At 63.7% G+C, this 21,349-nt stretch carries 20 protein-coding genes; 10 read left to right on the top strand and 10 right to left on the bottom strand.

What is annotated here, in order from left to right:
• Positions 1–2: 2 nt before the first annotated feature.
• The 4 genes from LB556_RS07140 to LB556_RS07125 form a co-directional block, all read right to left on the bottom strand.
• Positions 3–815: a carbohydrate ABC transporter permease gene (locus LB556_RS07140; protein ID WP_224565502.1), complete on the bottom strand. Its 813-nt coding sequence runs from the start codon at positions 813–815 to the stop codon at positions 3–5.
• A complete protein-coding gene (locus LB556_RS07135; protein ID WP_224565500.1) occupies positions 812–1,678 on the bottom strand; it encodes a carbohydrate ABC transporter permease in 867 nt (288 codons plus the stop codon). Before LB556_RS07135 ends, LB556_RS07140 begins: the two co-directional genes overlap by 4 nt.
• 140 nt (positions 1,679–1,818) lie before the next feature.
• Entirely contained in the window at positions 1,819–3,090 is a 1,272-nt protein-coding gene (locus LB556_RS07130; RefSeq protein WP_224565498.1) for an ABC transporter substrate-binding protein, read from the bottom strand.
• Positions 3,091–3,330: 240 nt separating this feature from the next.
• Positions 3,331–4,248 (bottom strand): AraC family transcriptional regulator, encoded by a 918-nt coding sequence (locus LB556_RS07125; RefSeq protein ID WP_224565496.1) that lies wholly within the window; start codon positions 4,246–4,248, stop codon positions 3,331–3,333.
• A 235-nt stretch (positions 4,249–4,483) separates the two neighbouring features.
• On the opposite strand from LB556_RS07125, the gene LB556_RS07120 reads away from it, so the two are divergent.
• Positions 4,484–5,887: an MATE family efflux transporter gene (locus tag LB556_RS07120; protein ID WP_224565494.1), complete on the top strand. Its 1,404-nt coding sequence runs from the start codon at positions 4,484–4,486 to the stop codon at positions 5,885–5,887.
• A 250-nt stretch (positions 5,888–6,137) separates the two neighbouring features.
• Positions 6,138–6,983 (top strand): hypothetical protein, encoded by an 846-nt coding sequence (locus LB556_RS07115; RefSeq protein ID WP_224565492.1) that lies wholly within the window; start codon positions 6,138–6,140, stop codon positions 6,981–6,983.
• Positions 6,984–7,004: 21 nt separating this feature from the next.
• Here the strand turns inward: LB556_RS07115 and LB556_RS07110 are convergent, their stop codons facing one another.
• From LB556_RS07110 to speB, 4 genes are all read right to left on the bottom strand, one after another.
• Positions 7,005–7,652: an amino acid ABC transporter permease gene (locus LB556_RS07110; RefSeq protein WP_224565490.1), complete on the bottom strand. Its 648-nt coding sequence runs from the start codon at positions 7,650–7,652 to the stop codon at positions 7,005–7,007.
• Positions 7,649–8,305: an amino acid ABC transporter permease gene (locus LB556_RS07105; protein WP_224565488.1), complete on the bottom strand. Its 657-nt coding sequence runs from the start codon at positions 8,303–8,305 to the stop codon at positions 7,649–7,651. The genes LB556_RS07110 and LB556_RS07105 overlap by 4 nt, the downstream gene beginning before the upstream one ends.
• Before the next feature lie 6 nt (positions 8,306–8,311).
• A complete protein-coding gene (locus tag LB556_RS07100; protein WP_224565486.1) occupies positions 8,312–9,121 on the bottom strand; it encodes a transporter substrate-binding domain-containing protein in 810 nt (269 codons plus the stop codon).
• Positions 9,122–9,203: 82 nt separating this feature from the next.
• On the bottom strand, positions 9,204–10,265 hold the full coding sequence (gene speB, locus LB556_RS07095) for an agmatinase (protein ID WP_224565485.1): 1,062 nt from the start codon (positions 10,263–10,265) through the stop codon (positions 9,204–9,206).
• Positions 10,266–10,475: 210 nt separating this feature from the next.
• Here speB and gcvA point away from each other — a divergent pair, with 210 nt between their 5' ends.
• The 8 genes from gcvA to LB556_RS07055 all read left to right on the top strand — a co-directional run bounded on the left by gcvA (position 10,476) and on the right by LB556_RS07055 (position 19,066).
• Positions 10,476–11,447 (top strand): transcriptional regulator GcvA, encoded by a 972-nt coding sequence (gene gcvA, locus LB556_RS07090; RefSeq protein WP_224565483.1) that lies wholly within the window; start codon positions 10,476–10,478, stop codon positions 11,445–11,447.
• Positions 11,448–11,566: 119 nt separating this feature from the next.
• Complete coding sequence (gene pncB, locus LB556_RS07085) at positions 11,567–12,871, top strand: nicotinate phosphoribosyltransferase (RefSeq protein WP_224565481.1); 1,305 nt, start codon at positions 11,567–11,569, stop codon at positions 12,869–12,871.
• 36 nt (positions 12,872–12,907) lie between these two features.
• Positions 12,908–14,317 (top strand): hypothetical protein, encoded by a 1,410-nt coding sequence (locus tag LB556_RS07080; protein ID WP_224565479.1) that lies wholly within the window; start codon positions 12,908–12,910, stop codon positions 14,315–14,317.
• A 158-nt stretch (positions 14,318–14,475) separates the two neighbouring features.
• The gene (locus LB556_RS07075; RefSeq protein WP_224565477.1) at positions 14,476–15,780 is read left to right on the top strand and encodes an ABC transporter substrate-binding protein; all 1,305 of its coding nucleotides are present in this window, start codon (positions 14,476–14,478) and stop codon (positions 15,778–15,780) included.
• Between the two features lie 19 nt (positions 15,781–15,799).
• On the top strand, positions 15,800–16,681 hold the full coding sequence (locus LB556_RS07070) for a branched-chain amino acid ABC transporter permease (RefSeq protein WP_224565475.1): 882 nt from the start codon (positions 15,800–15,802) through the stop codon (positions 16,679–16,681).
• Complete coding sequence (locus tag LB556_RS07065; protein ID WP_224565473.1) at positions 16,678–17,640, top strand: branched-chain amino acid ABC transporter permease; 963 nt, start codon at positions 16,678–16,680, stop codon at positions 17,638–17,640. Before LB556_RS07070 ends, LB556_RS07065 begins: the two co-directional genes overlap by 4 nt.
• A complete protein-coding gene (locus LB556_RS07060; RefSeq protein WP_224565471.1) occupies positions 17,637–18,362 on the top strand; it encodes an ABC transporter ATP-binding protein in 726 nt (241 codons plus the stop codon). The genes LB556_RS07065 and LB556_RS07060 overlap by 4 nt, the downstream gene beginning before the upstream one ends.
• Positions 18,359–19,066: an ABC transporter ATP-binding protein gene (locus LB556_RS07055; protein WP_224565469.1), complete on the top strand. Its 708-nt coding sequence runs from the start codon at positions 18,359–18,361 to the stop codon at positions 19,064–19,066. The genes LB556_RS07060 and LB556_RS07055 overlap by 4 nt, the downstream gene beginning before the upstream one ends.
• Before the next feature lie 48 nt (positions 19,067–19,114).
• On the opposite strand, the gene LB556_RS07050 is transcribed toward LB556_RS07055, so the two are convergent.
• Positions 19,115–20,557, bottom strand: a complete 1,443-nt coding sequence (locus LB556_RS07050) for a sodium:proton antiporter (RefSeq protein ID WP_224565467.1) — start codon at positions 20,555–20,557, stop codon at positions 19,115–19,117.
• 7 nt (positions 20,558–20,564) lie between these two features.
• Complete coding sequence (pncA, locus tag LB556_RS07045) at positions 20,565–21,179, bottom strand: bifunctional nicotinamidase/pyrazinamidase (RefSeq protein ID WP_224565465.1); 615 nt, start codon at positions 21,177–21,179, stop codon at positions 20,565–20,567.
• Positions 21,180–21,349 lie beyond the last annotated feature (170 nt).

Below are 21,349 nucleotides of genomic sequence, written 5' to 3'. Positions count from 1 at the left end.
CTTCAATTCTTCTTTTGCCGGAAAACGGAATTCAGGAAGCCGCTGAGCACGCCGAGAAACAGCAGCGGCGGCAGCGACAGGAGCACGACCGAGGCGTTGAGGATGCCCCACGGCACGTTCATGCCTTGCTGGGAGAGTTCGGAGGCGACGATGGGCAAGGTCTTGGCGTTGGAACTCGATAGCATCAGCGCGATCAGGAACTCGTTCCAGACCAGCACGAAGCTGAAGGCGACGGCGCCGATCAGCGAGCGCGCCGCGACCGGCAGCGCGATCTTCCAAAACACGGCGTAGGCGCCATAGCCGTCGACGAAGGCGGCTTCCTCTATCTCCTTCGGCACGCCCTGGAAGGCGGGAATGGCAAGCCACATGATCACCGAGATGGTGAGCAGCGAGTAGGTGACGATCAGCGCCGGCAAAGTGTCGTAGAGGCCGAGCTGCAGCCAGATCACCATCAGCGGGATGGCCACGGCGACCGGCGGCAGGAAACGCAGCGACAACACGAAGAACTGAATGTCGCCGGCCCAGCGGTTGGGATAGCGCGCCACCGCGTAAGCCGCGGGCAGGCCAAGCACGACGCCGATCAGCACGGCTGTGCCGCAAGCGATGACCGAATTGTAGAGGCCGGTGATGACGCTGTCGCGGCCAAGGATGTAGCTGATGTTGGCAAGCGTCGGCGTGAACATCACGCGCGGCACACGGGTGATGATATCGACGCTGTTCTTCAGCGAATTGAGCGCCGTCCATACCAGCGGGAACACGGCGATGAAGCCGGCGAAGGCCAGGACGGCCTTGGCGACGATGCGGCCGGGTCTCATGCCTGCACCCGTTTCCATAACATGGTGAAGGTAATGACGGTGGCGATCATCATCAGCACGGCCATCGCCGAGGCGTAGGAGACCTTGCCGGATTCGATGAAGCCTTGCGAGAAGGCGTACATGTCGAGCGTTTCGGTCGCCACGCCCGGACCGCCGCGGGTCATCACATAGATCAGGTCGAAAGAGCGCAGCGACTCTATCATCTTGACGAACATCAGGCTGATCAGCGGCGCCTTGAGCATCGGCAAGGTCACATAGGCGTGGATCTGCCAGCGCTTGGCGTGGTCGAGCAGTGCCGCCTCGATAGGCTGCGGCGGCAAGGTCTCCAAGAGCTTCAGCACGATGACGGCGAAGAACAGGCCCCACTGCCAGACATCGACCGAAGCGACCGCGAACAGCGCCGTCGAGGGTTTGGAAAGCGGGTCGAAGATCAGCCCGCCGGTCAGCAACCGGTAGGGATAGGTGGCGATACCATAGAGCGGGTGATAGGCGAACTTCCACACGAAGGCGGCCGAAACGCGCGGCAGCAGCACCGGAACAATGAACAACAGGCAGTAGAGGTTGCGCAGGCGCGGCGCGGCGACCTCGAACATCAGCACGCCGAGCCCGATCGCGACGACCATCGTGGCGACGACGGTGACGACCTCCCACTTCACCGACACCCACACGGCGTTGACGAAGCGGCGGTCCGAGAACAGATCGACAAAATTCGAGAACCAGACCCAGGAATAGGCCGTTGAACTCAGCTCGCGGTTCTGCAAGGCGATCACGATCGCATAGAGCGTCGGTACCATCGACAGGATCAGCAGAATGACCAGCGTCGGCGCGACAAAGGCGACCGGTAGGGATGAACGTCGAGGCATTGTCTCAGGCCTTGCTGTGGTTCTGATGTCGGGGCATGACGGAACCCGTCGCGTGCTGGGGAAAGGCAAGCCCCTCCTGCGACGCACAGGTCCCGGCATTCCCAGGAACGCCGTGGACCGTGCGCCGCAAGAGGGAGGGCCTATTTCTTCACCAGCTCATTGGCATAGGCCTCGAGCTCGTTGAGGCTGCCCTTTACGTCGGTGCGTGTGCCGGCAATCAGTTCCTCGAGGATGATGCCCCAGCGGTCGCCGAGATCAGGCCAGCGCGGATCCTGCCAGAAGTTTACCGCCGTAACCTTGCCGGTCGCGGCAAGCGCCTGGCCGAGATCGGCCCCGTAGATATCGGCGAATTCCTTGCTGGACAGGATGCTCGTGCGGTTCAGCTCGCCGAACTGGTGGGCGTCGAGCCGGCGCTTCTCGTTTTCCTTCGATGTTGCCCAGGCGATGAACAGGCCGGCGCATTTCTTCGAAGCGTCGTCGGCATTGGCTTTCGCCGCGATGGCGAGGCCATGCCCGTAGCCGCCGCCGGGAAGCGGCGAGGGCGGCGGCAGAAAGCCGATCTTGCCGACCACTTGCGAGGTCTTCGGGTCGACCGCCATGCCCGAAAGCGGCGTCGATTCGACCAGGATGGCGACCTGGCCAGACAGGAAGGCGCCGGTCGATTCATCCCAGCTGCCGGTCTGCGTTCCCGGTGCGGAATCCTTGAACAGCTTGAGATAGGTCTCGGTTGCCTTGACCGCGGCGTCCGAGTTGAAGGCCGGCTTGTCGCCGTCGAACCACTGGCCGCCATAGGCCCTGAAGAACGGCATCCAGCGCCAGACATTGGCGCCCGAACCGCGCGCGCCGCGCAGCGCTATGCCATACATGCCCTTGTCGGGATTGGTCAGCTTCGGCACGTCGGCGATCAGCTCGTCCAGCGTCTTGGGCGGCTGGATGCCGGCGGCCTCCAGCACGTCCTTGCGGTAGACCATCAGGTCGCCGCCGCCGGTCAGCGGCGCGAACCAGACCTTGCCTTCATAGGTGGCGACCTTCTGGCGGCCGGGATCGAAGTCGGCATAGTCATAGTCCGCCGGATAGTAATCGGTCAGCGGCACGATCCACTTCGACGAGGCGAAAAGCGCCACATTCGCTTCATCGACATAGTAGACGTTGTAGTTGCCGACCGTGGAGGCGTCGGCGCGCGACTTGGCCCGCCGGTCGTTCTCGTTCAGATAGTCGATCTTGAAGCTTGCGCCGGAGAGCTTCTCGAACTCGGCCTTCGAGTCCTCGAGAAGCGTCAGGCCGTCGCGTGGCTGCGCCAGCACCTTGACCGGCGCCGAGCAGACCGGCGCCTGCGCCAGGGCAATGGTTGAAACGGTTGCGGAAAGCACGAAAGCTGCGCCAAGGCTGGCAGCGAGCCGAACTGGTTTCATGATCTTTTCTCCTCCAGGAATACGTCGCGGGAGGCGCAAATCTTCGGGTTACGCGATCCTCACCATCGCCCGAACGACATGCCACCCACCGCCAAAATGCGCAGTTGCGACGGGCCAAGCTAGAAGCCCCGTTGCAGCAGACCTGTACTTTTATGCATTGTGCAGCGCGAAAACCGGCATCCCCATGGGGAGCCTGTCACACGAGTATCGATCCGGTGCAAAACGGTGTTTCAGGGTGGGCTATGCGCGCATCGCCAGACGCTGCCGCGACAGCTTGCGATAGGATGACGGCGTCATCTTGTGCTTGCGCAGGAAGGCGCGGTTGAAGTTGGAGATGTTCATGTAGCCGACCTGGAAACAGATGTCGGTGATCGGGACATCGGTGTCGGCCAGGAGCTTGCACGCCTGCCACAGCCTGAGCTTGGCAAGATGGTCGCTGAAGGAATTGCCGGTGTTCTTCTGGAAGAAGCGCGAGAAGGTGCTTTCGCTCATGCCGGCCAGTTCAGCCACATCGGACAGCTTCAGGTCTTCGGCGAAATGCTGGAACAGATAGGTCAGCGTGCGCTGGATGATGTCGAGCGAGGCGGCGTCGAGAACCGGCTGGAAATCCGGCGATGACAACAGCTCGTACTCTTCGGTCCGGGCCAGGAGATCCACCAGTTCGAGGAACAGGCAGAACCGGGCCAATCCCTGCACCGTGCCCATCCGCTCCATGAGTGCTGCTCCATCGAGAGCCGCCCGGCCATGGAAGACGATGCCGCGCAGCGAGCGTTCCAGGAACGGCTCCAGTTCGCGCAGTTCGGGCAGCATGTCAGCCGATCCACGCAGCCGCTCGGGATCGAATTGCAGCACGATGTCGCGGCCCTCGATCAACTCGCCGGGCTGCACCGCGGTGACCCAGTCATGCGGCAGGCCGCCACCGACGATGGTGAGGTAGCCCGGCCCGAATTCGCCGATATGGTCGCCGACCAGGACCACGCCGGAAGATTTCCGCAACAGGTGGATTTCGTATTCCGGGTGGAAGTTCCAGACGTTGCGCTCCCAAGGATAGTCGTCGAGGCGCCACAGGAAACTGTCACTGGCCTGGGTGACGATATGCTCGAAGGAAGGCGCCGTGCGCGGGATCGCGGCCGGGTTCTTTCTGCGTCTGAACGCCATCCTGCGTCCCCCAACTCGCCGGTTGCCGAGCTCCGATCCGTAGCAGTCCCTGGCCGGCAAGGGAACGAGGCGGAAGCTCCCGCGCAATGCGCTGGCTCAATCTGTTCCGTCGCCTCCTCCCTTGCCATCATGTCGCACTTGGTTCAATAGACGACGCAAACGGTGCCATGTTGTGCCGTTGCAATGCGGCTTCCGGCTCTCTGCCGACGCGCCGCGACCTTGAAAGAGCAGGACAATGTCTGCGATCGAAGCCGGTGCTCGCGCGCCGGAAAGTCTTTGGCGTCAGGAAATCAGGGCGACACTGGCGCTGGCCTGGCCGATGGTGCTGACCAATCTCGGCCAGACGGCGATGACGGCCACGGACGTCATGATGATGGGACGTCTCGGCGCGAACACGCTGGCCAGCGGCGCGCTGGGTGCCAACCTCTATTTCATGCCGCTGATCTTCGGCCTCGGCCTGATGCTGGCGACCTCGCCTATGATGGCCACCGAGCTTGGCCGCCGCCGTCATTCGGTGCGTGATCTGCGCCGCACCGTGCGCCAGGGCTTTTGGCTGGCGATCCTGATCTCGATTCCGATCTGGCTCGTGCTGTGGCATGGCGAGGCCATCCTGCTGGCCATGGGCCAGGAACCCGCGCTGGCGCATCAGGCCGGCATCTATCTGCGCTGGCTGGAATGGGCGGTGCTGCCGTTCTACTTCTACATCGTGCTGCGTTCGTTCATCTCGGCGCTGGAGCGGCCGGGCTGGGCACTGATCATCGTTTTCGTCGCCGTCGCCTGCAACGCCTTCTTCAACTGGCTGTTCATGTTCGGCAATCTCGGGGTTCCGGCCATGGGCATCGCCGGCTCGGGCCTTGCCACCTCGCTGTCCAGCACGCTGATGTTCGTCGGCATGGCTGTCGTGGTGATGCTGGAGAAGAAATTCCGGCGCTACCATCTGTTCGGCCGCTTCTGGCGGTCCGACTGGCCGCGCTTCAAGGGCCTGCTGCGGCTCGGCCTGCCGATTGCCGGCATCCTGGCCTTCGAGGTGACGATCTTCAATGCGGCAGCGCTGCTGATGGGCCTGATCGACGCCGATTCGCTGGCCGCACACGCCATCGCCATCCAGATCGCCTCGATCTCCTTCATGGTGCCGCTCGGCCTCAATCAGGCGGTGACGGTGCGCGTCGGGCTCGCGCATGGCGCCGGCAACCCCGAAGGCGTGTCGCGCGCCGGTTGGACCGCCTTTGTCATCGGCGTTTCGTTCATGGCGCTGATGGGGCTGGTGATGGTGCTTTGGCCGCATCTCCTGATCGGCGCCTTCATCGACCTCGGCAATCCCGCCAATGCCAGGGTGATCGCGCTTGCCGTGTCGTTCCTTCTGTTTGCCGCCCTGTTCCAGGTCTTCGATGGCGCGCAGGCGGTTGCTGCCGGCATGCTGCGCGGCTTGCACGACACCAAGGTGCCGATGATCTATGCCGCCATCGGCTATTGGGGCGTGGGCCTGCCGCTCGGCGTGCTGCTCGCCTTCCATTTCGGCTTCCACGGCGTCGGCATCTGGATGGGCCTGTCGTCGGGGCTGGCCGTGGTGGCGGCTCTGCTGCTGGCGCGATGGCTGCGCCGCGACCGCATCGCGCCATCGCTGGCCTTCGGGCATTAGAGCGGATCGCCCCAAGCGCGGGCGGCCGTCGTGTCGATCGGACGATGTTCGCCAACCATCGGCGTCTGCCTCCTTGGGTATGGACGCATTCGCTCATGCGCAATATGGATGGGATGTGGCCTGCCGTGGCGCTCGCATTTTTCGCCGCATCGCCTAGGCAGGTGACGAAGACGATCGTTCAATGACGCTGCGCCGGACAGGTTGGCATTCACGTCGCGCAGCAAAAGTGTCGACATCAGGGGAATTGATCATGAGCGACAACAAGCCGGCCGTAGACGTTACCAAGGATTGGCAAGCGACGCAGGGCCAGAAATCCGCCGCTACGCGCCTACGCATTTTCGCTGCGCTAGCGTGGATCATCGCCATTGGCGGCGAGATCGCCGGGATTGCCTTGTTTTACCAGCACAAATTCGACCACGGAAATCTGCCGTTGCTGATCGGCCTTCTGGTCGGAATCGCGATTTTCGCAATCGCCGGCAACTTGTTTTGGAAGGCGGCCAACAGGCACGATCCGGCCCGCGCATCCGACACGGCCAGGTTCTTCTTCCAAAACCAGCTCGGCGCGATCGTCACGCTGATCGCCTTCCTCCCGCTGGTTCTGCTGATCCTGACCGACAAGAACATGGACCCGCGGACCAAGAAGGTCGCCGGCGGTATCGGCGCTGCGCTGGCCGTGCTCGCGACGGTAGTGGGGGTCAGCTTCAAGCCCCCATCGGTCGAGCAGTACACGCAGGACATGAACGCGTGCGCCACCCAGATCAAGTCGGGCCAACCCACCACCGCCTGTTCGCCCGACGTAGCCGCCCAGGCGCAGGCGATTGCCACGGATTCCGCCGCGGTGGCTGCGGCGACGAAGGACGCGGCGAATCCCGCAGGGCGGGACATCGTGTACTGGATCGCACCGGAAAACGGCGCCAAGAAGTCCTCGGAGCCGCATGTCTTCCACCTCTGCGCAGGCGTGAGTCCGCTGAAAGACAAGACCGTGAATAGCGGCTCCGTGACCGAAGCCTACGCCCAGAATGCCATCCGCATCACCAAGCAGATCGATATGGAACAGAAGCAGTGCGGGTTCAACGCAACAACCAGTGCCAATTGAACCCCGCCCGCGCTCGTTGCTTCAGCGCGCCGGCGTTCGTTGCTCCAGTCTGCGGGCATATTGCGTCAGCGGAAAGCACAGGACGAAGAAGATCAGCGCCACCAGCCCGTAGACCTTGAATGGCTCGAAGGTGGCGTTGTTGATGGCATTCGAAGTCCGCACCAGTTCCTCGAAGCCGATGATCGAGGTCAGCGCGGTCGACTTGATCAGCTGCACCAGGAAGCCGACCGTCGGCGCGCGGGTGATCGCGAACGCCTGCGGCAGGATGATTAGCCTGAGTTCCTGCAGGTAGTGCAGGCCAAGGCTGGCGCCGGCGTCCCATTGGCCCAATGGCAGCGCATCGACGCCCGAACGCCAGATCTCGGCCAGGTAGGCGCTGGCGAAGAAGGTCAGGCCCAGCACCGCCGCCGTCCACGGCTCGATGCGCAGGCCGAGCATCGGCAGGCCGAAGAACATCAGGAACAGCTGCATCAGCAGCGGCGTTCCCTGGAACAAGGCGATGTAGCCGGAGGCAATACGCCGGCTCCATTTATTCTTGGCGATCCGGAAGAACAGCACCGCCATCCCGACCAGCGCGCCGCCGATGAAGGCGGCGAGCGACAGCAGCACCGTCCAGCGGGCCGCGAGCAGAAGGTTGCGCACGATGTCCCACAGCGTGAACTCGATCATGACACGCCAGCCCCGAGCGCGCGGCGCCCGCCTGACACCAGCAACCGACGCAAGGCCATCGACATCAGGAGATAGACCAGCGTCACCACAAAATAGGTCTCGAACGAGCGAAAAGTGCGCGCCTGCAGCATGTCGGCCTCATAGGTCAGCTCGCGCACCGCGATCTGCGACACCACGGCGGACTCCAGCATCATGATGACGATCTGGCTGGTCAACGCCGGATAGATGATCTTGAGCGCCTGCGGCAACACGATCTTGATGAACACTTGCCGTGGCCGCAATCCGAGCGCCAGGGCCGCTTCTGTCTGCCCCTGCGGCACGGCGTCGAGCCCGGCGCCGACGATCTCGATCGTGTAGGCCGCCATGTTGAGCGTCATCGCCAGCATGGCGGCCAGGATCGGGTCGAGCCTGATGCCGAGGCTCGGCAGGCCGAAGAAGATGAAGAACAGCTGCACCAGGAACGGCGTGTTGCGCATCACCTCGACATACAAGGCAATGGCCCGTCGCAGCAGCGCGGGGCCGCTGCGCCGCCCCGCCGCGCCGAGGATGCTGAGCAGCGTGCCCGCCAGCGTGGTCACGGCGATCAAGAGGATCGTCGTGGCCGCGCCGTGCGCGATGTCGCCCACGGCACCTGGAAGCCAGCCGAAGGCCACGGCAGCTCAATCCTTGAGGTTGTCGGGGTTGAGCGGCGTCTTCAGCCAGGCCTTCGAGCTTTCGTCGAGCTTGCCGTCGGCCAGCATCTTGGCGACGGCATCGTTGACAGCCTTCTTGAGGGCATCTTCATTCTTGTTGAGGCCGATATGCGAAGGCGAGGTCAGAAGCTGGAACTTCTGCTCCGGCTTCAGCGCGTCCTGCTTGGCCAGAACCTGGGCGCCGACATCGTTGCCGACGACCATCAGCTGGGTCTGGCCGGAAATGAAGGCCTGGATCACCGAATTGTAGTTGTCGAAACGCTTTATGTCGGCCGAAGCGGGCGCTGCCTCGGTAAGCGAGGTGTCTTCCAGCGTGCCGCGATTGACGGCGATCGACTTGCCGGCAAGGTCTTCCTTGCCTTTTACCGTCATCGCCGCCGGGCCGATCACCGCGATGTAATAGGGCGCGTAGGCGGCGGCGAAGTCGATGACCTGCTCGCGCTCCTTCGAATAGCCGACACTCATCAGGATGTCGACGCGGTGGTCGTTGAGATAAGGAATGCGGTTCTGGCCGGTGACGGCCACGGTGTTGAGCTTCACCTTCAGCGTGTCGGCGATGTACTGCGCGACGTCGATGTCATAGCCCTTGAGGCTCATGTCGGCGCTGGCCGAGGAGAAGGGCGGGAAGTCGGCGAAGACGCCGACATTGATGGTGCCGGCCTTGGTGATATCGGCCAGCGCGTCGGCCTTGGCCGCCTGTGTGGCGAAGCCGAGACCTGCCGCGCCCAGTACAAGGACGGCGGCGATGGAGGATGTGAGTGTCGAGCGGATTGTCATTGTCATTCCCCTTCTGGAAGCTTTTTGATTTTTCTGGGCCGGCCGCCGGCTCCAGCGCGGCGGCCGCCTTTGTGTCTGGCCGTCAGGCTCCCTTGCCGGCCACGGCCGGGCTGAACACCATCAGGCTCAGGATTTCGAACAGCACCTGGGCGCCGGCATGCGCGGTGTTGGTGGTCGCGTCATATTGCGGCGCCACCTCGACGACGTCGCCGCCGACGATGTTGAGGCCCTTGAGGCCGCGCAGCAGCTCAAGCACTTCGCGCGTCGTCAGCCCGCCGACTTCCGGCGTGCCGGTGCCCGGCGCGAAGGCCGGGTCGACGCTGTCGATGTCGAAGGACACGTAGGTCGGGCCGTCACCAACTATTCTGCGGGCCTTCTCGATGATGGCGGGGATGCCGAGCCCGGTCACCTCCTCGGCATGCACCACGGTCATGCCGGATTCGTAGGTGAACTCCCACAGATATTCGGCCGCGCCGCGGATGCCGATCTGAATGGTGCGCGTCGGATCGAGCACGCCATCGAGCACGGCGTTGCGGAACGGGCCGCCATGGTGAAACTTGGTCAGGTCGAACAGGCCGCTTGTGTCGCAGTGGGCGTCGATGTGGATCAGGCCGACCGGCGCCTTCTTGCCGACTGCCTTCAGGATCGGGTGGGTGATCGAATGATCGCCACCGACCGACAGCGGTATGACGCCGGCGTCGACGATCTGGTTGATGCGGCGCTCGATGTCCTCATGGCTGGTCTCCAGCCGGTAACGGCTCTGGAAAGGAACGTCGCCGATGTCGGCGACCCTGAGCTCATGCGTTGGCGCGCATTCCAGCACATGGTTGTAGGGACCGATGCGTTCGATGGCCCGCAATGCGCGCGGCCCGAAGCGCGAGCCAGGCCGGTTGGTGACGCCGAGGTCCATCGGCACGCCAATGATCGCCACCTGCAGGTCGCCGAAGTCCGGATTTTCCGCCGCGATTTCGCGGTAGGGCGCGGTCAGGAAAGTCGGGATGCCGGAATAGGGCGCCAGCCGCGTGCCGCTCTTGGAAAAGATCTTGTCGGCGACCTTACGAAATTTCGGGTCGAACATCTCGCCGCCATGGCTCTCGCCATATTTGCGGCGCAATGCGTCGAGCTTGCCGCGATCGTATCCCATATCCGTTCCTCCTCAACTGATGCAGCGTTGCCGTCGGTGGCCTCGGGCGAACCGACCGTCATCCGGCCGGGCCGCTGTCCCGCCGGCTGTCTGCAAATCTTACGTCTTGATGTTGTTCCAAGCCAAAGTGTCCGGCAGCCGCTTTGAAAATGCAATTGATATTGTTAGGGTGGTTCATGTGAGAAAATCTCACAATGAAGTCGAGCATTCATGGTCAAGCGCTTGCCACCTCTCAACCCGCTGCGCGCCTTCGAGGCAACGGCGCGGCATGCCTCTCTGACCAAGGCGGCGAGCGAGCTGAATGTCACGCATGGCGCCGTCAGCCATCAGGTCAAGGCGCTGGAGCAATCGCTTGGCGTCAAGCTGTTCGAACGCGTCGGCCAGCGGGTCAAGCTGACCCCGCACGGCGCCGAACTTTTGCCGGCGGTGTCGACGGCCTTCGACGGCATCGCCGCCGCCACGCAGCGGTTGACGCGGCCGGCAAGCAGTGGCGCCCTGTCGGTGTCATGCGTGCCGGCATTGCTGCTTTTGTGGATGACGCCGAGGCTCGGCAGCTTCACCGCGCAATATCCCGACATCCAGCTGACGCTCATTCCATCCAACGACCCCAGAGATATCCGGGCGCCGCATATCGATGTCTGCGTGCATTACGGCGATGGCAGCTGGGCCGATTGCTGGATGCGCAAATGGTCGGGCCTGGAGCTGTTCCCGGTGGTCAGTCCGACGCTGATCAACAACCGCCCGATCCGCAACGTTCGCGACCTTGCCGATCATGTCCTGCTGCATGGGGACGATGGCCGCGAGTGGCACACCTGGCTGGCCGCCGCAGACGCGCTGGACCTGGAGCGAGGCCGGCGCCATCACCTGGGCGATGCGCGCATGACGGCGGAGGCCGCCGTCCATGGCCATGGCGTGGCGCTGGGCGACTCGGTGACGGCAAGCGCACTGCTGGCCAGGGGCATGCTGGTGGCACCGTTCAGCCTGTCGGTGCCGGCGATCGACGATTTCTATGTCGTCTGCCGCAACGAAATGCGATCGGCGCCAATCGTGCAGGTGTTCATGGACTGGCTGTTCGCCGAGAAGGCGCAGGACGACGGCCGCGCCGATGCCCCGGTCGCGGGGCGCCTCGTCACCCGCCGCAAACGCCCCGCGCTCAAGGTCATGGGCGGCAAACCCCAATAGCCGCACGCAGGGCTCTCTTTTTGTCGGGCCAGCCTGAAAGCGGGCAGCGTTTTGGTCAATTCGATGCTATGAGGCCTGTCGCTATTGTGGTGGCAGGGCAGCGAAGGCGGTAACGAGACATGGCCAAGACCGATATTGCGCGGCGCGTCTACAACCACACCTGGAAACTCGACCCGATCGTGCGCAGCCTGCTCGACACGGACTTCTACAAGCTTTTGATGCTGCAGATGATCTGGGGCATGTATCCCAAGGTCGATGCCACTTTTTCCCTCATCAACCGCACCACCTCGGTGCGGCTCGCCGACGAGATCGATGAAGGCGAACTGCGCGAGCAGCTCGACCATGCCCGCACGCTGCGCTTCTCCAAGAAGGAGATGATCTGGCTGGGCGGCAACAATTTCTACGGCCGCAAGCAGATTTTCGAGCCGGAATTCCTCGCCTGGCTGGAAGGCTTCCGGCTGCCCGACTATGAGCTCTCCAGGCATGACGGCCAGTACGAACTGACCTTCGCCGGCCCATGGATGTACACCACCCTATGGGAGATCCCGGCGCTCGCCATCATCAACGAGCTCCGATCCCGTGCGGCCATGCGGGCTTACGGGCCCTTCACCCTCGACGTGCTCTATGCCCGTGCCAAGGCCAAGATGTGGGCCAAGACCGAAAGGCTGAAGGCCCTTCCCGGCATCCGCATCTCGGATTTCGGCACCCGCCGGCGGCATTCCTTCCTGTGGCAGCGCTGGTGCGTGGAGGCGCTGAAGGAAGGCATCGGCGAGGCCTTTACCGGCACCTCGAATGTGTTGCTGGCCATGGACAACGACCTCGAGGCGCTCGGCACCAACGCGCATGAGCTGCCTATGGTGTTCGCGGCACTCGCCAATTCGGAAAAAGAGCTGAAGCAGGCGCCCTACAAGGTGCTGCAGGACTGGCAGCGCTACTATGGCGGCAATTTGCTGATCGTGCTGCCCGATGCCTTCGGCACCGCTTCCTTCCTGCGCGACGCGCCGGACTGGGTCGCCGACTGGACCGGCTTCCGTCCCGACAGCGCGCCCCCCATCGAGGGCGGCGAAAAAATCCTGTCCTGGTGGCGTGAAAAGGGCAAGGACCCCAAGCAGAAGCTGCTGATCTTCTCCGACGGGCTCGAGGTCGAAACCATCGAGGAGGCCTACCGTCACTTCAAGGGCAAGGTACGCATGTCCTTCGGCTGGGGCACCAACCTGACCAATGATTTCGAAGGCTGCGCGCCGACGCGAACCAAAAGCCTCGACGCCATATCGCTGGTCTGCAAGGTCACCGAGGCCAATGGCCGGCCGGCGGTCAAGCTCTCCGACAATCCGGCCAAGGCGACGGGCGATGCCAAGGAGATCGAGCGCTATCTGAGGATATTCGGGCAGAAGGACCGCGTGGAGCAACTGGTCAAGGTGTGAGGGGTGGGCGGACGCTTGGACAGTTCGAGTTCCGCCGTGGAACGCCGGCCTCTGTCGTCAGCCTTTTTGCCTGCCGCCTTCTGCATCTTACCCGCTCCCGCCTTCGCGCACGCCTCCGACCGTGGCCACGTCCTGCTCCTCCCCACCGGCTATTATCTCATCGGCGGCGCATTCGCCGTAGCCGCCAGTTTCCTTATCCTGGCATTGCTCCCACCCGCTTCCCTGGACCGTTTCTGGCGCCGGCGCTTGCCGTTGTTCGCCTTCAGCGACAGTGTCCGCACGGCTGTCAGCCTGCTATCATTTGCCGGCTTTGCCATTCTCCTCGCCGCCGGCTTCCTCGGCAGCCGCGACCCCCTCTCCAACCCGTTGCCGCTGGTGATCTGGACGCTGCTGTGGGCCGGCCTGGCGCTGCTGCAAGGCGTGTTCGGCGATCTCTGGTCGTGGCTCAACCCCTGGTACGGCCCGTGGCGGGTGCTGTCGCGCCTGAGCGGCAGAAGCGATGAAGCGGCCTGGCAACTTCCGCAATGGCTAGGCTGCTGGCCGGCCGTCGTCCTGCTCTTCGCCTTTGCCTGGTTCGAACTCATCGATCCGGCCCCCGACGATCCGGCGCGGCTCGCATGGGCCGCTGGCCTTTACTGGCTGCTCACCTTGCTGGCCATGTTGGTGTTCGGCCACGACAAGTGGAGCCGCAGCGGTGAGTTTCTCGGCATCTTCTTCGCGATGGTCGCACGCTTTGCGCCGGTCGCCCGTGATCGCCATGGTCGGCTCGGCTTGTGCTGGCCGGGGGCCAAGCTGCTGGCGGCCGAACCCTTGCCGGCCAGCGGCATCGCATTCCTGCTGCTCGCTTTGTCCTCGGTCTCCTTCGACGGCCTGTCGAAGACCTTCTTCTGGCTCGGCCTGTTCGGCATCAATCCGCTGGAATTTCCAGGCCGTACGGCGGTGATCGGCAGCGGCAGCTTTGGCCTTGTCCTGACATTCGCGCTGCTCGCGATGATGTTCCTGCTTGCGGTCATCCTCGGCCAGCGCCTTGCCGGCAGCGACCGGCCTCTCGCCCAGGCGGCGGGCCTGTTGGTGTGGTCGATCGTGCCGATCGCGCTCGCCTACCATGTCGCGCACTATCTGACGGCGCTGCTGGTCGACGGCCAGTATGCCTTGGCCTCCTTGTCCGATCCGTTCTCGCTGGGCTGGAACCTGTTCGGCACCGCCGACATGCAGGTCGAGGCCGGCATCGTCGCCGGCGCCGGCTCCGCATGGTGGCTGTGGAATGTCCAGGCCGGCGCCATCATCCTTGGCCATGTCCTTGCGGTTCTCGTCGCCCACGGCTTTGCCTGGCGCCTGCATCCCCAGCCCGCCCGCGCCGCGCTCAGCCAGTTCCCGCTCACTGTCTTGATGATCGCCTACACCATTTTCGGTCTTTGGCTGCTTGCCACGCCGACAGTCGGATGAGACAAGCGATTACGGTGCGGCCATGCCCCCACGGAAAGCCTGCTTGCCAGGCCAGGCCTTTGGTGATTTAGTTTGTACACATGCAATTTTGCATCCTCTTGCCGAGGATGTTCGAGCCGCCTTATCGTTGGTCAAAACGCAAAAACAGGGGAACGAACGTGACTGACAAGAACGGATTTTTCGACCTCTCCAAAACCGGCTTCACCCGTCGCGCCGCGCTCAAGGGTCTGGCCGCCGGCGCCGGTCTCGCCATGGCGCCTGGCTTCGTCCGCTATTCCCAGGCGCAAAGCTCCGCGCCGATCAAGATCGGTTTCCAGTCGCACCGCACCGGCATCGGCGCCGCCTACGGCCGTTGGTACGAGAAGACCACCGCCGCCGCGATCAAGGCGATCAACGCCGCCGGCGGCATCAATGGCCGGCAGGTCGAGGTCATCATCGAGGATGACGGCACCGATCCCGGCCGCGGCGCCGAAGTGGTCGGCAAGTTCGCCACCCAGCACAAGACCGACATCGTCTTCGGCACGCTGTTCTCGCATGTCGTCATCGGCTCGGCGCCCGCCGCCGGCGAAAACAAGATGCCCTATTTCGTCGTCAGCGAAGGCCACCACGTCGCCTCGACCAAGCTCAACCGCTACGTCTTCCAGCCCGGCATCACCGACGTGAAGAGCCAGATCCAGTCGATGGCGCCGTGGATCGCGGCCAATGCCGGCAAGAAGGTGACGCAGATCTTCCCCGATTTCGCTTTCGGCTACGACCATCGCGACTACCTGCCGCCGGCGCTGAAGGCACAGGGCGCCGACGTCATCGCCCAGATAGCCATTCCGCCGACGGAATCGTCCTTCACCAAATACTTCCCGCAGATCCCGGCCGAGACCGAGGTGATCTATCACGTCATGGTCGGCCCGGCCGTGCTCACCTTCGTCAAGGAACTCGGCGAATTCTACGGTTCGAACCGGCCGCAGCTCTTCGGCTTCATCGATTCGCTGGAAGCCGTCGACATCAACAGCCCCGGGCTCGAATTCCTCGACGGCAGCCATTTCTGGGAAGGCTCGCCACGCTACGCGCAGCCCGATGACACCGAGGCGCAGAAAGCCTATCGCGCCGCCGTCGGCATCGACGACAATGGCGCCGCCGTCGGCGACCCCAAGGACGTCTCCACCGCCGCGCACATGTTCGGCTGCTGGGAAACGCTCTACGTCGTCAAGAAGGCGATGGAGGATGCCGGCTACAAGGGACCGGAAGACCGCGCCAAGCTGGTCGAGGCGACCGAAGCGCTGAAAGAATTCGCCGAAGGCCCGGAGCATCCGCAGGGACCAAAGACCTTCAACGGCAAGATCCATCAGTGCTTCGGCATCCAGAATATCTCCAAGGTCGAGGGCGGCAAGCTGAAGGTCGTCCACAAGACCAAGATCGAGGACGGGCTTTACGAGCCGGAAGGGGATTACACGACGCAGGCGCTGTGAGTTCGGTTCCTTAATCACAGTGCACTTCGGTCCCCACCTCCTCCTTGCCACCCTCGAAGGGCTCGTCACGTCAGCCGTGCTGGCGCTGACGGCGCTGGGCTTGTCGCTGGTGTTCGGCGTCATGCGTGTCGTCAACGTGGCCCATGGCGAGTTCTTCATGCTGGGCGCCGTGCTTGCCTGGGCGATCACATCGGCGATCGGCGGGCACCCGGCGCTTGGCTTCCTGGCGGCGCTGGTGATCGCGCCGTTGATCGTCGGCGCCATCGCGCTGGTCGCCGAACGGCTGGTGCTGCGCCGGCTCGATTACAATCCGGAAGCCACCATCGTCGCCACAATCGGCATGCTCTATATCATCCAGCAACTGGCGCTGACTTTCTATGGTCCCGAAGCGCGACCCGTGGAGCCCCCGTTCAGCTACCGCATCGTTCTGCCGTGGTTCGGCTACTCCGGCTACAAGCTGTCGATCATCGCCGCATCCGCACTGCTGCTGATCGCGACATGGCTGGTGCTGACGCGCACCAGGATCGGCCTGATCATGCGCGCCACGCAGTATGACAGCGAGACGACGCAAGCCTTCGGTATTCCGGTCGGCCGCGTCTATGGCGGCGTCTTTGCGCTCGGCGCCATGCTGGCCGCCATCGCCGCGGTGCTGATCGTGCCGATCAGCCAGGCGCACTACCTGATGGGGCAGGATCCGCTGCTCCTGTCCTTCATCGTCATCATCATCGGTGGCCTCGGCTCGCTGCGCGGCACGGTCGTCGCCGCCGTGCTGATCGGCCTGTCCGACGGCATCGTCTCGATGTTCTTCTCGCCGACGCTGGCCAAGATCATCGCCACGCTGCTGGTCGCCATGGTGCTGGTGTTCCGCCCGCAAGGCCTGTTCGGGACGGCATCGCGGTGAGCGAAGCTTCACCGGCAAAGGCCTATGGCCTGCATCTCGGCGTCATCGCCCTGCTCTTCGTCCTGAGCTTCCTGCTGCCGGAGTATTATCACGGCCTGCTCGCCCGCATCATGGTGCTGGCGGTGTTCGCCATGGGCTACAACATGCTGTTCGGCTATGTCGGCCTGCTCAGCCTCGGCCATGCCATGTTCTTTGGCGCCGGGCTCTATGGGGCCGGCCTTGCCATCATCCAGCTCGGCTGGAGCGTGCCGGCGGCATTCGCCGCGGGCCTCTGCTGTGGCGCCGTTCTCTCGCTCGTCATTGGTCTCTTGGCGTTGCGCACCACCGGTGTCGCCTTCATGATCGTCACCATGATGTTCGCCCAGGTGTTCTATCTTGCCATCCTCTATTTCGCGGCCTGGACCGGGGGCGATCAGGGCATGGTGGTGCCGCAGCCGGCGCGTGTCCTTGCTTTCGGCGCGACCTCGCTCGACCTTACCGACCCGACCGTGCGTTACATGGCGGCCCTCGGATTGTTCTCGCTCGTGCTGCTGATGACGCTGGCCATCGTCCGCTCCCGCTATGGCCGTGTGCTGGTCGCGGTCCGCGAGAATGAAGAGCGCACGAAGATGCTGGGCTACGACACCTTCTCCAACAAGCTCGCCGCCGTCGTCGTCTCCGGCACGATCTGCGCGGCTTCAGGCGCCGCCTACGCGCTGCTGTTCGGCTATGTCGGGTCGAGCTTCGCCTCGGTGCAGTATTCGATCCTGCCGCTGCTGTGGGTGCTGCTCGGTGGTGCGGCCACAACGCTCGGGCCGCTCATCGGCACGCTGTTCATGTACTACGTCATCGACGTCACCAGCGGCTACACATCGGCCTATCTGCTGATCGTCGGCATCGCGCTCATCCTTTTGGTGCTGTTCTTCCCGAAGGGCATTCTCGGCACCATTCGCCAGCGCTGGCTCGGGTGGCTGCCATGATGCCGCTGCTGACGACGAAAGGCCTGTCACGCAGCTTCGGCGGCCTGCGCGCGGTCGACAATGTCGATTTTGCCCTGATGCGGGGCGAGATCCGCGCCGTCATCGGCCCGAACGGTGCCGGCAAGACAACCTTCGTCAGCCTGATCAGCGGCCGCATCCAGCCGACGTCGGGAGCGATCGTCTTCGACGGCGCCGACATCACGGGCCTGCCCACCTATGCCAGGGTCCGCCTGGGCATCGCCTACACGTTCCAGATCACCAGCGTCTTCGCCAATCTCAGCGCCTACGACAATGTCGCGCTGCCGGTGCAACTCACGCTGAGCGATCGCCGCTCAAAGGGTGCGTTGCGTGCCGGTGTCATGTCGGCGCTCGAACGCACCGGCCTGGCCGACCGCGCCCATATACCGGCCGGGCAATTGTCCTACGGCCATCAACGATTGCTCGAAGTGGCGATGGGGCTGGCGTTGGAGCCGCGCCTGCTGATCCTCGACGAACCGACGCAAGGCCTGGCCGACAGCGAAATCGACAATTTCGTCGAACTTGTGCGCGATATCGCTAGGAACGCCACCGTGCTCCTGATCGAGCACAACATGCCGGTCGTCATGCAGCTTGCCGACCGCATCACCGTCTTCAACGCCGGCAGGATCCTGGCCGAAGGCACGCCCGAGGCGATCCGCGACAACGCGGCGGTGCAGGACGCCTATCTGGGGACGGCGCCGTGACCGAAGCACTGGTGATCTCGGGACTGGACTGCTCCTATGGCGAGGTCCAGGTGCTCTACGGGCTCGACCTCGCGCTGAACAAGGGCGAGGTGCTGTGCCTGTTCGGACGCAATGGCGCCGGCAAGACGACGACGCTGAAAGCCATCATGGGTCTGGTTCAGGTGCGTGCCGGCTCGATCAGGCTCGCCGGGCAGGAATTGACCGGCCTGCCGCCGCATGAGGTGCCGAAGGCCGGCGTCGCCTATGTGCCGCAGGGAAGGCGGTTGTTCGCGGAGATGACGGTGGCCGAAAATATCGAGATCGGCCTGATGGCGCGCGGCAAGGGCAAGGCGACGCGCGAGACCGTGCTCGACCTCTTCCCGCTGCTGCGCCAGCGGCTGAGGCAGCGCTCGGGCACCTTGTCCGGCGGCGAGCAGCAGATGCTGGCCATGGCGCGGGCGCTCTGCCTGGAACCGCATGTGCTCTTGCTCGACGAGCCGACAGAAGGATTGATGCCGTCGATGATCGCCAAGATCCGCGAGACTGTGTCGACGCTGCGCGAGATGGGTGTCTCCACCATCCTGGTCGAGCAGCGCGTCGATGCAGTGCTGTCGGTGGCCGATCGTGTTTGTTTCATTGAGAACGGCCGCAACCGCGAAACGGTGGATGTCGAACAGTTGCGCGCCGATCCATCGGCGGTCAGGCGCTATGTCGGCGTCGGCTGAGGGCAGCAATTCCACGAAAAGTGTGGAGCGGTTTTCCGTCGAATGAATCTAGCCGAAGAACAGAAAACCCGCGATCAAGAAGGTCGGGACCAGCACCAGCCCGGACCACAGCATATAGCCGAAGAAGCCCGGCATCTTGACGCCGCGATGCCTGGCAATCGCGTAGACCATGAAGTTGGGGGCATTGCCGATATAGGTGTTGGCGCCCATGAACACGGCACCCGCCGAGATCGCGGCGAGCGTCGAGGCCAGATCCGTCATCAGGTGCTGAGGGTCGCCGCCGGCCAACTCGAAAAACACCAGATAGGTCGGCGCATTGTCGAGGAAGGACGACAGCGCTCCGGTCAGCCAGAAATAGGCGAGGTCGTTGGATGTGCCCTGGGCCGAGGTGACGAGCGCGACCAGCGGCGCCAGCGCACCGTCATGGCCGGCTCTCAAAATGGCGACGACGGGAACGATGCAGATGAAGATGCCGGCGAACAATTTGGCCACTTCCGCGATCGGACCCCAATTGAAGCCGTTCGCTTGGCGGCAGCTCTTGTGAGATAGGGGAAGCGATAGCAGGGCCAGTGCGAGAATGACCGCGTCGCGCACCAGGTTCTGCAGTTCGAGACCGACGCCGAATACGGAAAAACTAACGCCCGGTTTCCAGGCCGCCGACACCAGGATGGCGCCGATTACACCGGCGAGCAGCGGAAGGTTGGCCAGGCCGCGCAGACGCACTTTCGTATCCGGTGTTGGATCCTTGATCTTCGGGGCGCCGGCCTCGCGCCGGTGTATGATGAGGTCGATCGCCAGGAAGGCCGCCAGCACGACAACGCCAACGAACAGCGTCTCCCGGTAGAGGTTGGTGGTCGTCCAGAAGAAATCGACGCCGCGCAGGAAGCCGACGAACAGCGGCGGGTCGCCGAGCGGCGTCAGCGAGCCGCCAATGTTGGACACCAGGAAAATGAAGAATATGACGACATGGGCGTTGAAAGGCCTGTTGTCGTTGGCGCGCAGGACCGGGCGGATCAGGATCATCGAGGCGCCCGTCGTGCCGATCACCGAGGCCAGCAGCGCCCCGATGATCAGCAGTCCGGCATTGACCAACGGTGTGCCGTGGATGTTCCCTGCAAGCAGGATACCGCCTGAAATCGTGTAGAGCGCAAACAGCAGGACAATGAACGACATGTATTCGGTGAGCAGCGCGTGCAGCACCGCCTCGGTCGCAGCAGGGGCACCGAAGGCAGCCGCGAGCGGCACGATCACCAGCGCCGCCCACAAGGCCGCGATCTTGCCATGGTGGTGTTCCCAGACATGGTGGAACAGCAGCGGACCAGTGGCGATCGACAAGAGCAGGCCGGCAAAAGGCAGCGCCCACCAGAGCGACATGGCGGCGCCCGGCAGGCCGTGTTCTTCGGCCGCGAAGGCCGGCGCCGGACACAGCACGACAAGGATCGCGCCGATCGCCCCGATCGCTATCGGCAAGTGTCCCCTTCGGTTCCCCATGGTGCGGTCAGCCCGCCGTGTGGTCTTCGAGCGTCACGCCGGCATCGCGCATCGTCGCCAGCGCTGTCTCGAGCGAGCCGTTGAGATCGATGCCACGGCAGGCATCGAGCCTGACCGTGGTTCTAAAACCCTGTTTGACCGCATCCAGCGCCGAGAAGGCGACACAGAAATCGGTCGCCAGGCCGACCAGGGTCAGCGTATCGATACCGCGCTCCCGGAGATATCCGGCGAGGCCCGTGGGCGTGGCGTGATCGTTTTCGAAAAAGGCGGAGTAGCTGTCGATGGCGGGCCGAAAGCCCTTGCGGATGACGAGTTCGGCCTTTGTCCAGGCAAGGCCGGAATGGAAATCCGACCCCAGGCTGCCCTGAATGCAATGGTCCGGCCACAAAGTCTGCGGACCATAAGGCATTTCAATCATCGAATAGAGCTGCGAACCCGGATGGCTGGAGGCAAAGCTGGAATGGCCGGCGGGGTGCCAGTCCTGCGTCAGCACGACATGATCGGTTCGCCGGATCATGTCGTTGACCAGCGGCACAATCTCGTCGCCGCCGGCCACGGCCAGCGCGCCGCCTGGGCAGAAATCGTTCTGCAGGTCGATGACAACGAGCGCTTCGTCGGCCATAGGCTTACTTCCTGTCATGCTGCGGTCGGGCTCCGAATGAGGGACCCGGCGAAAGAAAAAGCCGCTGGCGCGACCGGAGGGAGAAACTTGACCAGATGGCGGGCTGCGTCAACCTCCGGCGGCATAACAAATGTGTGGCGATGCCCGCGCAATAAGTGCCGGCGTAAACT

Origin of the sequence: Mesorhizobium sp. ES1-4 (genome assembly GCF_020164745.1) — a bacterium.
Classification (GTDB): domain Bacteria; phylum Pseudomonadota; class Alphaproteobacteria; order Rhizobiales; family Rhizobiaceae; genus Mesorhizobium.
Note: the sequence above shows the minus strand (reverse complement) of the source record. Positions and strands in the feature narration are given on the sequence as shown.